This window comes from Archaeoglobus neptunius (genome assembly GCF_016757965.1).
GTDB lineage: Archaea > Halobacteriota > Archaeoglobi > Archaeoglobales > Archaeoglobaceae > Archaeoglobus > Archaeoglobus neptunius.
Genome location: NZ_JAEKIW010000013.1, coordinates 45,512 through 59,279, shown reverse-complemented (window position 1 = coordinate 59,279; position 13,768 = coordinate 45,512). Strand labels below are relative to the sequence as shown.

General features: G+C 51.3%; 20 protein-coding genes. 5 read left to right on the top strand and 15 right to left on the bottom strand.

What is annotated here, in order from left to right:
• Positions 1-113: 113 nt before the first annotated feature.
• From JFQ59_RS10650 to JFQ59_RS10585, 14 genes are all read right to left on the bottom strand, one after another.
• On the bottom strand, positions 114-530 hold the full coding sequence (locus JFQ59_RS10650; protein ID WP_202320419.1) for a hypothetical protein: 417 nt from the start codon (positions 528-530) through the stop codon (positions 114-116).
• A 99-nt stretch (positions 531-629) separates the two neighbouring features.
• Complete coding sequence (locus tag JFQ59_RS10645; RefSeq protein ID WP_202320418.1) at positions 630-2,528, bottom strand: protein kinase domain-containing protein; 1,899 nt, start codon at positions 2,526-2,528, stop codon at positions 630-632.
• Between the two features lie 4 nt (positions 2,529-2,532).
• Entirely contained in the window at positions 2,533-3,246 is a 714-nt protein-coding gene (locus tag JFQ59_RS10640) for a PP2C family serine/threonine-protein phosphatase (RefSeq protein WP_202320417.1), read from the bottom strand.
• A 4-nt stretch (positions 3,247-3,250) separates the two neighbouring features.
• Positions 3,251-3,925 (bottom strand): vWA domain-containing protein, encoded by a 675-nt coding sequence (locus tag JFQ59_RS10635; protein ID WP_202320416.1) that lies wholly within the window; start codon positions 3,923-3,925, stop codon positions 3,251-3,253.
• A gap of 2 nt (positions 3,926-3,927) precedes the next feature.
• Positions 3,928-4,452 carry a PH domain-containing protein gene (locus JFQ59_RS10630; protein ID WP_202320415.1) on the bottom strand — a complete coding sequence of 175 codons (525 nt, stop codon included), beginning with the start codon at positions 4,450-4,452 and terminating at the stop codon, positions 3,928-3,930.
• Positions 4,453-4,479: 27 nt separating this feature from the next.
• Positions 4,480-4,869 carry a winged helix-turn-helix domain-containing protein gene (locus JFQ59_RS10625; RefSeq protein WP_230972464.1) on the bottom strand — a complete coding sequence of 130 codons (390 nt, stop codon included), beginning with the start codon at positions 4,867-4,869 and terminating at the stop codon, positions 4,480-4,482.
• Between the two features lie 80 nt (positions 4,870-4,949).
• Entirely contained in the window at positions 4,950-6,386 is a 1,437-nt protein-coding gene (locus JFQ59_RS10620; protein ID WP_202320414.1) for a DEAD/DEAH box helicase, read from the bottom strand.
• 38 nt (positions 6,387-6,424) lie between these two features.
• Positions 6,425-7,189 carry an ATP-grasp domain-containing protein gene (locus tag JFQ59_RS10615; RefSeq protein ID WP_202320413.1) on the bottom strand — a complete coding sequence of 255 codons (765 nt, stop codon included), beginning with the start codon at positions 7,187-7,189 and terminating at the stop codon, positions 6,425-6,427.
• Positions 7,190-7,194: 5 nt separating this feature from the next.
• Positions 7,195-7,605 (bottom strand): ASCH domain-containing protein, encoded by a 411-nt coding sequence (locus tag JFQ59_RS10610; protein WP_202320412.1) that lies wholly within the window; start codon positions 7,603-7,605, stop codon positions 7,195-7,197.
• Positions 7,606-7,616: 11 nt separating this feature from the next.
• Positions 7,617-7,817: a hypothetical protein gene (locus JFQ59_RS10605; RefSeq protein ID WP_202320411.1), complete on the bottom strand. Its 201-nt coding sequence runs from the start codon at positions 7,815-7,817 to the stop codon at positions 7,617-7,619.
• Positions 7,818-7,823: 6 nt separating this feature from the next.
• Positions 7,824-7,979 carry a hypothetical protein gene (locus JFQ59_RS10600; protein WP_202320410.1) on the bottom strand — a complete coding sequence of 52 codons (156 nt, stop codon included), beginning with the start codon at positions 7,977-7,979 and terminating at the stop codon, positions 7,824-7,826.
• Positions 7,973-8,314, bottom strand: coding sequence for a hypothetical protein (locus JFQ59_RS10595; RefSeq protein ID WP_202320409.1), 342 nt, complete (start codon positions 8,312-8,314; stop codon positions 7,973-7,975). Before JFQ59_RS10595 ends, JFQ59_RS10600 begins: the two co-directional genes overlap by 7 nt.
• A gap of 6 nt (positions 8,315-8,320) precedes the next feature.
• Positions 8,321-8,536 (bottom strand): hypothetical protein, encoded by a 216-nt coding sequence (locus JFQ59_RS10590; protein ID WP_202320408.1) that lies wholly within the window; start codon positions 8,534-8,536, stop codon positions 8,321-8,323.
• Positions 8,529-9,287 carry a DUF5131 family protein gene (locus JFQ59_RS10585; RefSeq protein ID WP_202320407.1) on the bottom strand — a complete coding sequence of 253 codons (759 nt, stop codon included), beginning with the start codon at positions 9,285-9,287 and terminating at the stop codon, positions 8,529-8,531. The genes JFQ59_RS10590 and JFQ59_RS10585 overlap by 8 nt, the downstream gene beginning before the upstream one ends.
• Before the next feature lie 137 nt (positions 9,288-9,424).
• On the opposite strand from JFQ59_RS10585, the gene JFQ59_RS10580 reads away from it, so the two are divergent.
• From JFQ59_RS10580 to JFQ59_RS10570, 3 genes are all read left to right on the top strand, one after another.
• A complete protein-coding gene (locus tag JFQ59_RS10580; protein WP_202320406.1) occupies positions 9,425-10,213 on the top strand; it encodes a ParA family protein in 789 nt (262 codons plus the stop codon).
• Between the two features lie 4 nt (positions 10,214-10,217).
• The gene (locus JFQ59_RS10575) at positions 10,218-10,565 is read left to right on the top strand and encodes a hypothetical protein (RefSeq protein ID WP_202320405.1); all 348 of its coding nucleotides are present in this window, start codon (positions 10,218-10,220) and stop codon (positions 10,563-10,565) included.
• 284 nt (positions 10,566-10,849) lie between these two features.
• Positions 10,850-11,149: a hypothetical protein gene (locus JFQ59_RS10570; protein WP_202320404.1), complete on the top strand. Its 300-nt coding sequence runs from the start codon at positions 10,850-10,852 to the stop codon at positions 11,147-11,149.
• Here the strand turns inward: JFQ59_RS10570 and JFQ59_RS10565 are convergent.
• Complete coding sequence (locus JFQ59_RS10565; RefSeq protein ID WP_202320403.1) at positions 11,139-12,398, bottom strand: Cdc6/Cdc18 family protein; 1,260 nt, start codon at positions 12,396-12,398, stop codon at positions 11,139-11,141. The two genes, JFQ59_RS10570 and JFQ59_RS10565, sit on opposite strands and share 11 nt — an antisense overlap.
• A gap of 247 nt (positions 12,399-12,645) precedes the next feature.
• Between JFQ59_RS10565 and JFQ59_RS10560 the strand changes: the two genes are divergently transcribed.
• On the top strand, positions 12,646-13,173 hold the full coding sequence (locus tag JFQ59_RS10560; protein ID WP_202320402.1) for a lectin MOA-related protein: 528 nt from the start codon (positions 12,646-12,648) through the stop codon (positions 13,171-13,173).
• A 294-nt stretch (positions 13,174-13,467) separates the two neighbouring features.
• Positions 13,468-13,764, top strand: coding sequence for a winged helix-turn-helix transcriptional regulator (locus JFQ59_RS10555; protein ID WP_202320401.1), 297 nt, complete (start codon positions 13,468-13,470; stop codon positions 13,762-13,764).
• The last annotated feature ends 4 nt before the right edge of the window (positions 13,765-13,768 follow it).

Below are 13,768 nucleotides of genomic sequence, written 5' to 3'. Positions count from 1 at the left end.
GGGCCCTACTCGTCTCGTTCAGGGGGGCTTTGTAAATACTTGTCGTCCTCCCTACTTCCCGATCTACCTTGAAGTTGTAGTCTTCAAGGTCGGGGTGCGTATGTTTGTGTAGATCACGGGAGGTACTGATTTAGCGTTAGAAATACGTCTTCTACGAGTTTTGCTAAGGGGGGGTAGATGTTAAACAAGGCGTAAAGCATTGCCGCTGCCACCAGGAAGAGTTTTGCCGATTCCTTTTTCTGTGCCGCCAAAATTGCGAAGAGCCCCCCAACCACTCCCACCGTCGTTGTGCCTCCGAACCAGTACTCGTTCGTCCACATGCTGTCAGTTGGCTTTGTGTAGAAGCCCCACGCAATGACGAGGGCAATGAAGAGGGCGAGAGTTCTTCTCGTGTATCTCCATAGTCTCATAATCTTCAGTCTGCGGAGATATGAAGAAATGGAGGTCTTCTTCAGGTTTTGGGGCTCTGGGTTCTTCTCCTTGTTAGTTATATCTACAATGTAGAAGTCCTTGTCGGAGTTGAGTTCCATGTTCTGTACTCCATTAAAAAAGAATATATATGTTTGTGTAGTTTTGTCGCTTTAAGAGCCAGACATTGACCTTTTTGTCTGGTAAGTGGAGGCCAAACGTCAATTCTTTCTCAGGAGGGCTGTAAGCCCTACTGCAAGAGAGGTGAGGCCAACTACCTGGACGACGAGAGAGTTTACCCCAACACCGAGTATCGTCGTTACCGCGCCGGCAACTGCGAGGAGGGCTACCTTTTTCGTGCTCCTCTCGGGTGTGTGTTGCCTAACTACGATAGTAGGTACTTTTTGAGCTGGTGGTGTGAGGCGGGAGTGGGTCGCTTTTCGTCGTGTTTTGGGGTGTCTCTGTGTCGTTTGTGACACTTTTCCCACCTGTAGTTTCACGACAGCCTTTTTCCTTTTCTTCCTGTTGATTTCTCTGCTTACTTTCTCAATTGTGTGGCAGTAGTGACACGTCAGGGTGTTTGCACTCTTCGAGAGTTTTTCGTACGTTTCGAGAGAGATTTCAAAAGTTTTCTTACATCTGGGACAGATAAGCTTCTTCTTGGGGATGTAGTCGGGAATGAAGTAATACGTCGGAAAGACGTCGTCCGTTCTCTTACCACTCAGGATCTCCGACCGGTACTTTTCGAGGTAGTATATGAGTTCGTTGACCGTTGCTCTCAGCTCTTCGTAGGTGAGGGGTTCTCTTTCCCCGACCAGTATGTCGTGCAGGATCTCTTTGACTTTGGGGGGCGTGTGACTCCAGATGTACCTCCAGTAGCCGGCAGGAGCCCTCTCGTAAGAAGACACGTCAGTTCCCCTCACGGCGTACGGAAAGAACCTTTGTTTGATGTTGTCTATAACGCCTTCCCCCCCGATCTTGGAAAAAGGGTGTTTTCCTGGGAGGAGGATCATGAATACTAGGATGGCAAGAGCGAACCCTTCTGACCTCGGAGAACGCGGGTTGTCCTCGTACTTAGATCCTATCCAGTCGGGGTGAGAGAACTCGGGTTTTCCAACTTTGCAGACGAACGGGCCAATCTGGTAGCTGTCCGTGTCGATGAGATACACCTTCAACTTTTCGTCCACGAGGATGTTAAGTTGGTTCACGTCGCCCATTAAGACCCGGTAGGAGTAGAGGTGGTCGAGGGCTTTCAGCGTGTTGATGGCTATTTTCACTAAATCGCTTCTTTTTACGTGTCGGTACTTTCGCAAGAGCGTCGAAGAGTTGCATATTTTTTGTAGTGGCGTACCGTCTGCTCTGGACATTACGTAGCCTACAAATTCCTTTTTCGAGTTGAACACGAGTGCTTTGGGCCACACGATCGAGAAGTCACTTTTGTCAACGTGAAGAAACTCTCTCAGCTTGACCATGACGGAGACCTTTTCCTTCAGGTCGGCGGTGATCCTCTCCTTTCGGTATATCTTCGCGACGAGGTTCGGAACGTCCGTTTGGTAGACCGTCCCTTCACCGCCTGACGAAATCGTCTCGACGAGCCTGACTCTTTCTCCGTTGGATAGAAACACGATGTCACCTTCTTTTGGAACTTCGTCGATTTCCAGTGGGGTCTGAGGAGGGACGGGATATTCCTCCCCCACGAGAGAGGAGGTCGGGTAGTTGATCGGGCTGAACGGTCCCGACTTTGTACTGCAAAGTGAGACATCTCCATCTTTCATGATGCAGATGACTTTCACGTTTTTTGGTACTTTGCCGATGCCGTTGTCGCTGGTGATGAGCGCCACCTTTTTTCTGCTCAATCTCCTCAGTATTTCGACGGTGTCTCCGTGCTCGACGCGGAGAGCGTTGGCGTCATTGAACATCCTGAGGATGCCAATTTTCTCGTTACTCTTTACACTTTCCAGCACCTCCTGCCCCACCACCAGAGTGGAGTGGTTGGCTATCGCAGACAGTAGCCTTTCAAAAAACTGCTCGGACCCTTCTTGGTTTATGGCGGAGAGGTCCGCTACGAATAGATACTCCTTAGCTAAGTCTATTAGGTCAGAGTCCGTTAGAAAGGTCACACTTTTACCTCCATCTCTTTAGGATGGCGAGAGATACATCGTCGTACCTCCTGTGTGGGGGTAGAGATTTTATTGCCCTCCTGAGTTTGCTCCTGATTTCTACCGTCGTGTGTCTGCCCATCATCGAGATTACGCGGTGTAGTATGGGGGCAGGGACATCCTCTTTATCGTCGAAAAAGAGCGTGCTCGCTCCATCGCTCATGAGGACGACGGAGAACGGTGGACTTAGTTCAGTTCTGACGACTTTTATCTGGGGGTCTCTTGACGTGGTGAAGTACGTCTCGTTGGAGAACTCCCCTTTCACGCCTTTCGATAGTATTTCCGCTCCCTCGTCACTTAAAAGGATTGCCTTACCGTCTCCTATGTGTAGCAGGAAAAGGCTGTCGCGGTAATTGACCGCTCCTACGAGAGTCGACGAGAGAGCTGAGACGCTGATGTCTCTCTTTCTTGCGTTGTTCTCCAGATTTTTCTTGAGCCTCTCGACGAAGTGGTCCTTGCTTTCAAAAATCCTCTCCGGGTTGGCCACGAAGTACCCGACGAAGGTCGTGGCTGATATTTTGGCCCCTATGTGAGACAGGTTTGCACTTCCCGCTCCGTCCGCAAGCGCTATCGCCGTGCAGCAGTCCATAGACCTGTGTGTGCAGAAATCCTGACACGGCTCTCCGTTCTTTGCGTGGAGGTATCCCGTAAATGTGAATGTGAATGTCGTGACCTTCATTGACTCAATCTATCTTCGCCCACCCTTCGAGGCCGTCTGCGAGTTTGAACCCCTCACCTGGAACGGATCTCGACGCACTTGCCACGCTCTTACTGAGCCACATGAAAAACTCCTTGAATCCGTGTTCTTTCATTCTGAGAGGCCTTCTGTTAGGCGTGGTGAACTTTTCCAATACTGAAATGGATGCGTTGGGGCCTATGGCGATTGGGAATACGACGAGTCTTTTTTGGTCGAGGAGTTCCTGGACTCTCGCCGCCGCCCCCGTAATGGAGTCGGTAGGCATGCCGTCGGTCATCAGGACGAGCCACGGTTGGTAGTAGTCTATTCCGAGTTCTTTGTAAAGGTTCTTTCTCTCTTCCAGCCTTTCGAGTGCGACAAGTACGGCAGACCCCATAGGCGTGTTTCCGTCGGCGATGAGTTCTTCGAGCTCTATTCTGTCTACAGTGGTGAAGTCTTGGACTACTCTCACCAACCCCCCGAACGTGATTACGCATATCTCCGCGGAGTGGCGGGCAATCTCGTCGTTGTATATCTCGTCGACGAAGAGCTTCAGGGCTTCGTTTAGCTCTTCAATCGGCTCGCCACTCATCGAAGCGCTCGTATCGAGGACGAGTGCTATTGGTAGTCTGGGAGAAGGGTTGTTCGCAAATTCTTCAATTTCGAACTCTTCTTCGAGCACGATCACACCTCCTTTGCCCAGAGTGTCCTGTTTTTATACACCGCATCATTTATTATGTCTTTCACTTCGTTTGGAGAATCTACGCTTCTGAATTCTATACGACTGTCAGAACCGTGTAGAGTTATTATGACGTCCCCCACTCCCACGAGCCGGTCTAAGAAGGACTGCCTAACTTCCACGCCCGCTATCTTGTCGAGGTATCCTTCGTAGATTTTGCGACTGAAGATCCCGTATCGGGCGTAGACGCGGTAGTTTGTGATCCCGTACTCTGTGGAGCCGTAGTACACCAGTACGGCAGTTATTAGGGCGATAGATATTCCAGCGAGAGCTGGGACGATGAAGGTATGACTTCGTAGAGAGAGAGGAGGAATCATTAATGCGCCGAAGACTATTACGGTTGTCCATAAATAGCGGGAGGTCACTCTCTTCCTCCATATCACTCTTTCTGGTGGGATGTTTTGGGTCACCCTGTCGCGATCGATGTTTGAGTGGGTTCCACTATGTTTGCCTTTAAACCTGGCCCTCATCTTTGTTATATGTGGCGGGTTTCTTTATCAGTGTAATGGCTCCCTTCGCGGTGGGGTATGTCTACCTTCTTTTTTTGGAAAAATGTATTGTATTTGTTCCAGGATTTTGATTAGCTTCTTTCCGTTTTCTGTCAGAATGTACTCGTCGGTATCTTTTACGACCAAGTTCAAGTCTATTAGGGCTTTTAAGTGCTTGTTTAACATTCTGGGGTTTATCTTCGTCTCGAATACGAGTTCTGTAAAGCGGTAAGGATGCCTGTGTAGGGTGTAAAGGACGTCGCGTAGGCCATTACGGGAGACAACCTTCAAAAGTTTTTGTAGTTTCTCTGATTTTTCGTTAAGAGACGTTCTCTTAGCAGACACGGACATCACCGTGTGGCACTTCTTTGTACTTTGGATAATAACCTTGCCGGCCATGTCCTCCCGGAAAGGGGTTAAGTGTGTCTAGAAGTGTGTGATTGGGCAGATAAGTGTTTCTCTTTGATCGGAGTTTTGAGTTAACGTCTCTCAACAACAACCTTGAACCCTTTTTCTTCGACCGCGTACACGCGAGGGTAGAACTTCCCGAACTCCTCCTCGGTCATCAGGAGGATGTGGTCGACGCTCCTGGTGGAGTGCAGCAGTCTCCCGAACCTCTGCGTCTGCTGTCTCCTCGACCTGCCCAGAAAGGCAACCTCCACGACTCTCTCCATGTCTGGCAGGCTTATCCCCTCGTCTCCAACTCTGGAGAGTACGACCACCCTGTTCGAGGTTATCGTCTCCATCCTCCTCCTCGTCCGGGAGTACACGAAAGGTACGTTAAGTCTCTTCGCTATCTTCTTCCCGAGGGAGATGTAGTCGCAGAAGATTATCGTTCTCTTCCCCTCTCCTACGAGTTTCTCGAGTTCCTTCAGCTTCTCCCTCTCGTTCCTCACCACCTTCACCCTGAACACCGGTTTTGAGATCACGCCCCTCTCGACGAACTCCGACCAGTCCATCCCGACGGGGAATCCGGTGAGGGCGAAGATGTAGGCCTCCTTGCCGTCCTCCCTGTAGGGAGACGCGGACAGCCCGACGGTGTACTTTCTCTTCAGTGTGGAGAGCCGGACGTACGTCGGTGCTGGGAGGTGGTGTACCTCGTCGAAGATGACCAGTACGTACTCCCTTCTGGCCGCCCTGTGGAACGAGGCGTAGGTCATCACGTCCACCTCCTCCTCGTACTCCGGTATCGTCTCCCGCACCCTGCGTTCCCACTGCTCCTTCAGCGTGCGGGTCGGCACGACTACGAGCTTTTTGCCTCTAACCCTCGCGAGGATGTAAACCCCGAAGTAGGACTTGCCGGCGCCGGGTGGCCAGAAGATCCCCACCGAACCCCTCCTCAGGAACTCTTCCCACGCCCTCCTCTGGTAGCCTCTGAGTGTGATGCCTTCCCATTCCCTGAGGTCTTCCCCGTCCACCGGTTGTGGTTTGAACGGCAGGATCCCGTCCTCGATCAGAGACGCGATCAGCTCGAACTCGTGTCCCCTCTTGATCCTTATCCTGTCTCCTTCCCTCCTCGAGAGGTGCCGTCTGTACCTCCTCCAGAAGTGGTCGATGTCGTCCGTGACGAGGTATCTGCCGTCTACTGTGGCGTGGGGCGGTTCCTCGAACAGCTTGAGGTCCTCCGGCAGCTCGGTGAGCCACGCGGTGTAGCGGTTGATAACGAAGACGTTGTAGCTCTCGGTCTGCCTCTCCAGCCAGCCGACGTGGAAGTCGACGAACCTCGGAACGATCACGTAGTACTCGTCTCTGGACTTGGGCAGCAGGAGGTAGGGCTTTCTCAGGAAGGCCCTGAACTCTTCACCGTCGAACGGTACGACAGGTCCGTGGTCGGCCTCGAGGAGGTCCTTAAGACTCCGGAGTTCCTCGATTATCCTGTCCACCTTCTCTGCGACGGTCTCGTTCTCCCTCTCCATATATACGCCTCCTCTTTCGGAAAACTATAGGAGTGGTGTCAGGGGAGATCGAGCGTTTCTTTCAGGTCTGGAACAGTTTCGGTGTAGTTCCCGGTGAGTTCGGGTCTCCAGGACACCTCTCCGAGGGCCATGTCTATCAGGATCCACCGGCCGTCTCTCGTTCTCGCGAAGTCCACGCTCCAGTAGTCGTCGAACTCCGTGGCCACCTCTCTGGCCACGCTCAGGAAACGCTCCCTCTCTCTTTCGGCGGTTCTCCTCATCTCCGCGAGCAGTTTTCTCCAGTCTGGCCTGTCCGGGAGCAGGATGGCGTCTTCCGGCCAGTAGAAGAACCACCTCTCCACCTCTCCGTCCCTCACCATCACCCTCACCTCGGGGGCTATGGGGAGCTTACCGGAAAACGCCCTGAACCTCCAGTCGAGCTCGACGAACTCCCTCAGGACGACTGCCCTCGTGAACAGGTCCTTCAGGAATGAGTCCGCGATCAGGTTGTAGAGGTTCGGTCTCACGTCCTCCTCCGACCCGACGTAGCACGTGTCCACGTAGTCGTGCTTTCCGCTGTACACGTCCGTCCGCATGAACAGTGGGTACGGTGAGGGGTCGAGCCTCGCTGCGAGCCTCTTCAGTTTGTTTACTATACTTTCCGGGACGCCCACTTCGAGCCACTGCAGGTCCACGTCTATCTCCAGCCACACCGATCTGGGTGTCGGTGCGACGTCCTTCACCTTCGGGTACCAGTAGAGGAGGCTGTTCCTCTCGTCGTGGAGGAGTTCGTAGTGCCTCTCCAAATCGTCGACCGCCGTCACCTTCGTCACCTCCCGCCGTCCAGCTTTCTGAACCGGATGACCATGAAGATGTTGTCCCAGAGGTACTCTTCTCCGTACATTCGCGTGAAGAACTCGAAGAACTCCTCGACGTCCCTGAATCCGTCCCTCCTCACGATTTCCTCCTGCTCCTCCACTGGTATCCACGTCTTTCCCACGTGGTCGTCGTAGCGGTAGATGCAGTGGCTGTCTGGATCTAGAAAAACCGTGAACACCTCCGTCGGCTCTGCCTCGAACAGCTTCTCGCACTCCTTCGTCCTCTGCTTCCAGTACACCTGAATTCTTTTTCTCCTGACCTTCAGCAGGTGGTACCTGTTCTCCGAGTAGGGGCGGATCGTCTGGTCTTTCTCCCCGCTCAGCAGCTTGTCCCTGAACGTTGAAAAGCTTATCGCGACCATAAAGACGCCCCCTAGAGGTAACCGTTCTCGGCCTTTCCCCTAGTCAGTTCGTACTCGACGCTTCTGCGATCCCTCGAGACACTCACGGTGACCGTGTACTCCTCGTCAGGGGAGTGACGCCACTTCTCGCAGTGCTTCCGCAGCATTTCTCTCTTCTTGAATATCTCTCCGCACTCGCACTGGTACACGGCGAACTTCAGGGTGACCGGCACGGTTCTTCACCTTGCGTCCTCTTCGTACTTTCTGAGACTGCACTTGGGGCAGACGTGCAGTCGTCTCATTCTCTCACCACCTTTGTCTCTCAAAATCTTCTGATAGTACCTTATGGAGTGTCCTTTGATCATCTCCGCTCCACATTTCGGGCATTTCACCATTGCTCAGCACCTCGTTTGAGGTCTTTGATGTCTTCTTTTAGTTCACGTATTATTCTCTCAGCCTCCTTTTTGACGAATCCTATGTTGTCTTCAGAGATCGTCCTGATCAAAGTCAGCAGGTTTTCCACCGTGTGCTGGTAGGCCCTCAGAGTGTTCACGGTTATTTTTGCCATCCTGTTCAGGTCGCCGTTCACTGCCCCCAGTACTGTTGCGGTTTCTTTCGTGCACATCGGACAGTATGTCGGCTCCCCCTCCGTCACGTACACCTTGGTGCCACAGCACTGGCAGGTGTACTCCTTGGCCGTGACGTCCTTTTCGCCCGTGTACACCAGCATGGATTGTCACCTCAGAATGTCTGCTAACTCTTCCTTTATCCTTTCGAGCCTGTCTATAGTCGCCTTCAGCTCTTCTAGGCGGGCTTTTCCGTCCATCTTCTCTCTGAGAGTTTCGAGGGGTGCGAAGAAGACGGCGAGTGGGAACCCGTAGTACTCCGATATGAGCCTCAGTTTCTCGAGTTCTATCTCCACCGTATCGGTTTTCTCACCTTCTTCACCCATTTTCATGCACCTCAGTCGGAAAGGTGCATGAAACTGTGTCGAGACGTTCTTCTGTGGTGAACCGGGCTTTTCTTATGGTCTTTAACCTCACCTCTGTGAAGTCCAGTCTTTCGAGTAGGTCTAGTGTTTTCGTCAGGGGCGGTTCCGGCAGTCTGCAGTTGTGGTTGTCGTACCCTACGTAAATGAACTCCGGCTCCACGGACTTTATGAGCCTCGCAAAGTGAGACGGAGTACTGAAATCCAGAATTGGCTCTATCGTTATGTACTTCCGGTGATGTTTCAGCAACTTCATGGCCGTTATGCGATCCTCCGGAAGGGGGGCGTTGGAGATGTCGTGGTAGGTGGGGTACTTCTCGTGAACGAAGGTGGATAGGTCCGTTTCAACTGTCGTGCCGAGTACGACATTGTCGGGTATTTCGAATTCGCTCTCTAAGATGACGAAGACGGACGGATTTTTTGACTGGATGTAGAAGTCTCTGTCTGGATGTTTTTCAATCACCTCGAAAACGGTTTTCACCCATTGATACTCGGCCCAAGCAATGTCACCGTAGGCACACACAAAAATTCTTCGAGAATTTGGGAGTCTCTTGAGTCTTTCCGGGTGGAAGTGAGGTTTGTAACTGTAACACAACTCACACCACGGCCGTCTTCTCTTAGCCTGTCTGCGAAAACTGGGGATACAGTACTTACAGTCGAACTCGCAGCCCACAATGGGGTTCCACGTTTTGACCCCTTCGTACATCTTTGACATGGGTTTAGTCCGCTGAATTATTAATATCCTTTGTTGCTGTCTCCTCGTTGGGGGACACACACCCCTCATTTCCAGTCGAGACCCGGGACGGGTATGAAGCTATAAGTATTTATATTTAAAAGTGTCTAAACACTAATATGATTAAACTCGCGTGTGTGAATCAGAAGGGGGGAACAGGTAAAACGACTACTGTCCTGCATCTCTCGTACATACTCGGACGAAAAGGGTTGAAGGTCCTGGCCATAGACCTTGACCCGCAGGCACACCTGACGTCCGCGTTCGGTATAGACCCGGACACCGTCGAGGTGGGAATGGACGACGTTCTTGAGAGTTACACGCAGAAAGGAGAGAGGACGAAGGTCACCGATATAACTGTACCCATCACCGTCGGCGGTGCGGAGATAATGCTGGCCCCTTCCAACGCGTACCTGGAGAGGTTGAACATCACCCTCCTTAACGCCCTGGCGAGAGAATCTGTACTTTCGTCTGTTCTCGAAGATGTAGATTCCTTCGACGTCGTACTCATAGACTGCCAGCCTACCCTCAGCATACTGACCCTGAACGCGTTGGTTGCGGCAAACTATATCCTGATCCCGGTGGAGACGAAGGGTCTCTCGGTACAGGGGCTCCTCATGCTCTTCGACACGATCGAGCAGGTGAAAGAAAAACTCAACAGAAATCTGCAGATACTAGGCATACTGCCGGTGAGGTATCAGAAACGCCTGAAGTCTGCACAGAAAAACCTAGAGAGGTTGAGTAGCTTCTCGGATGTCGTTAGGGTGTACCCTCCCGTCCCGGAAAGTGCGGCCTTTGAAGAAATGATAGAGGACAAAAAGACGCTTTACGATGTCGAAAGTACAACGGCGAAGAGGGCTCTGAAAATATACGAACAGGTGGCCAGCGACATCGTAAAGCTCGTGAGGTGATACTGTGGGTGACCTGCAGCTTGACGAGAAGGTGAAGAAAAAGAAGGCTGACCTGATCACCTCCCTGATCGACCAGAAGCCAAAAGTTGAAGCCCCCGAAACAAGAAAACCTCCCGAAAGAGTGGAAGGAGAGGAGAAGAGACCCAAACAGAAGAGGAAGAGGAAACTCGTAGGTTTCACTCTCGACCCAGTAGCGAGAGACAGGCTCGCAGCAATTGCTATAGTCGAGGAGGAAAACATGTCCCAGATAGTGGAGGGCCTCGTCAACCAACTGTTCAAGGAAAAATGGGAAGAGTGGGACGAAGACACGAGAAAATTCTTGTTGAGGAAGTTTCCCAGAATTTTGCCCTGATCCCTTGGCGTAGCGATCTGTTGTAAACTCTCAATTTTTGTGATTTGACACTTTAAGCGGGGCTGTTTACTCTTAGTGTATGTACGCTTAATTGTAAGAATGCTTATACATACATACATTTAGACACACATTCGGTGGGGGAGACACACCCCTCATTTCCAGTCGAGAAACTGAAAGATATGTATCTTGGAAGTGTGCTATTTGCTACCTTTTTTCAATTTACAAAATAAGGAAGGTTCAGAGAAGAAAAAATCTTATCAATTCCTATGTAAACATTCCGAACAATGGATGTCTACGATGTAATCATCAGATCGCTTGATCCCAGTTCAAAGAAGGTCCTCTATGTGGTAGCGAAGCTCAACCTCGAAGGTGAGTCCAGTCAGAAGGTTCCGAAAATCGTCAGCGAGTACATGAACGTCTTCAACGAAGACATCACGATGGAAAAGGCCAAAAAAGCCTTGAGAACGCTCGTGGACATGGACATATTGAAAATGAGAGGTAGAACGAGCAGAACGTACACGCTCCTCTTCGACGCTAAGGTTCTTAAGGAACTCCTCGAGGAGAGCTTGAGGATCACTTCCTGAAGTTGGCGGCCATGTTGTGAAGTTCGTCTATCGTCAGAAAACTGAATCTCTGGTCTTCGAGTATCGTCTGGATGTAGTATTCTGGTTTGCCTCCCAACACGACGGTTCTCGTCAGACCGTATCTACCTCTGTGAACCTTCACGGTGTCGATGAGTTCGAGCTCGCTCAACGTCCTGATGAAATCTCCCACCCTCCTCAAGGTGAGTGGGGACACGCCAATACTCCTGCAGATACTCTGGTACATACCGTAGATTTGTCCGGTCGTAACCTTCACGTCTTTTTGGCCGTATACCTCCGAGAGAACTTTCGAGAGGCTCGCTATGGACAGTAAAACGATCTTTTCGTGGGGGGGTAGTTTTATCACCGTTTGTCCGATAACGTCTTTCTCAAGTTCTTTTAGGGCTTTCTTCGCGTGTTCAACGGTGACGATGTCGCTTTTCTCCCTTTCGGCGATCATGACGGCGAGCTTCAGGAGGGCAATTGCCCTCCTCGCATCTCCGTCCTCGTGAGCCCCTACGGCGGCGCAGTACTGGATCACGCCGTCTTCGAGGACGTCCGGGTAGAGTCCCTCCCTGGCCCTGTCCTTGAGTATCAACTCCAGTTCGGGTGACGTGTACGACGGAAAAACGATCCTTGCGGGGGATAAACTGGAAAGAACGGACGACTCCAGGTTGTCCAAAAACGTCGCGGAGTTGGTTATACATATGATGGAGATGCCCCCCCTGTCCACCGAAAACCTGGATAGGTTATACAGCACATCGTTCGGTCGCGTCATCAGGTTAGCCTCGTCGAGGACTATTGTTACCGTCCCCCCAAACTCTTCGACGGCGTTTTTCAGCTCTTTGTAGTGTTTGCTGATGCTGTGCCCGACGAAACTGACCTCCTCACCGGTAATGTCTCCTATTATTTTCTCCAGAATTTTTCCCTCTGAACGGTGGTCTCGACACAGGACGTACGAGTATTTGTAGGACGTGTCCGAAACTTCACGGTCGAGAAACTCGCTCACGCCTTTGAGTGCGTATCGGACGACTACGGACTTTCCCACGCCCGGTCTACCGTGGATGATGATGTGTGGGTGTTGCACACCCCTCGTGACGTATTTCAGGTAGAACGCCAGTTCTTCGAGTTGTCTGTCTCTACCGAGAATACGTGGAGGGATGTAGCTTTCGAGGAACACCTCAGGTCTTCTCATGAGAATGGATTCACTTTTCAGCAGTTTTTTCATGAAGTTGTAGCCATCGTCACCCATAGTCGATATTTATTGCGGTCGTATATAAGTCTAACCTCATTTCCTACATTTCCACTGCAACCCCTCATTTCTTGTCGAATGCACTCCTCCCGTCCTCGCACCGTTCTCGACTGGAAATGAGGGGTGTGTGTCTGTCTAAACGTCTTGGTGTTTAAGCGTTTATGTGTTTATACACTCCCTCGACTGGAAACGAGGGGTCGTGTTTTTGCATGAACACTTTTAAAATAAAATCGGTTAAGGAAAGGTTATGAGAAAGAGGGATGTCGTACTATTCTTTCCACTCGTGTACGCTGTGGCGGTCGGCGCAGCACTGGCGGTCTACGAGGCTACGTATCACCCTCTTCAAACAGTATCTACGCCACCTCCTAATTTTCCCGTCCACACACTCACGAGTGGAGCGGTTGAAAAACTCGTGAGCGAGATCGTCCCCAAAAATTACGGCCTTCTCGATAGGAAGTATGCAACTACGGATGTGGCGAACCTGTCTAAATTGGCGGCGGCCTTTTTGTCGACCAAGAAGGAGTACAGAGAAGATCTGTACGACTGTGACGACTACGCTATCGCGTTTAAGGCTTTTGCCTCGGAACGCGGTGTGACCGCGGTCGGGATTGTGTATAACTGCAATAATGTCTCCCCGCACACGTTCAATGTTCTCGTGAGTTACGACGGTGAGGTTTTCGTCTTCGATGCTACAAACGGTGCCTTCTTCCCGTATGGGGCTGGGCCGCCTGACGGGCGATACGAGCTTGGTGGTTGTGCGTACCTCATAATATAGCGTGTGTTTTCGCTCTCGTTATTTACAGTCGGCACGCCTTACATGAGGATTCGTGGTGTCTCTGTGTCGTTTGTGAGGGTGCACGCTCTCCCGGGTCTCGACTGGAAATGAGGGGTGTGTGTCTGTCTAAACGTCTTGGTGTTTAAGCGTTTATGTGTTTATACACAAATACAGGTCGGGAGTCTTTTTGGTTGGGATGAATTGTGTTGTCACGAGAGTCAGAAATGTTTTTTTCCCTGTTGGTAGTAGATACTTCACTCTCGCCCTCTAAAAACTTGGAGAGAGGGGGTGGAGATGAGGAAATGTTCACTTGACGCGAAACCCTTCTTTGGGGATCCGGAGGTCCAGGGGGTTCTGAAGGTTCTAGGTAGAAGCGGTGTGAGTGACGTACTTCGGAGTCTTGAAAAGGGGCCTCGCAGGTTCTCTCAGTTAGTGTTCGAATCCCGACTGAATCCGAGTGCTTTGAGCAAACGTTTGAGGGCTCTGCAAGAGCTTGCTATCGTGGAGAAAAGTCAAGATATGTACCGGCTTACGGACAGGGGGAGGAGGATTACAAATGTTCTCAGGGCTTTTTTCGAGGTCGTAGAATAGCAAG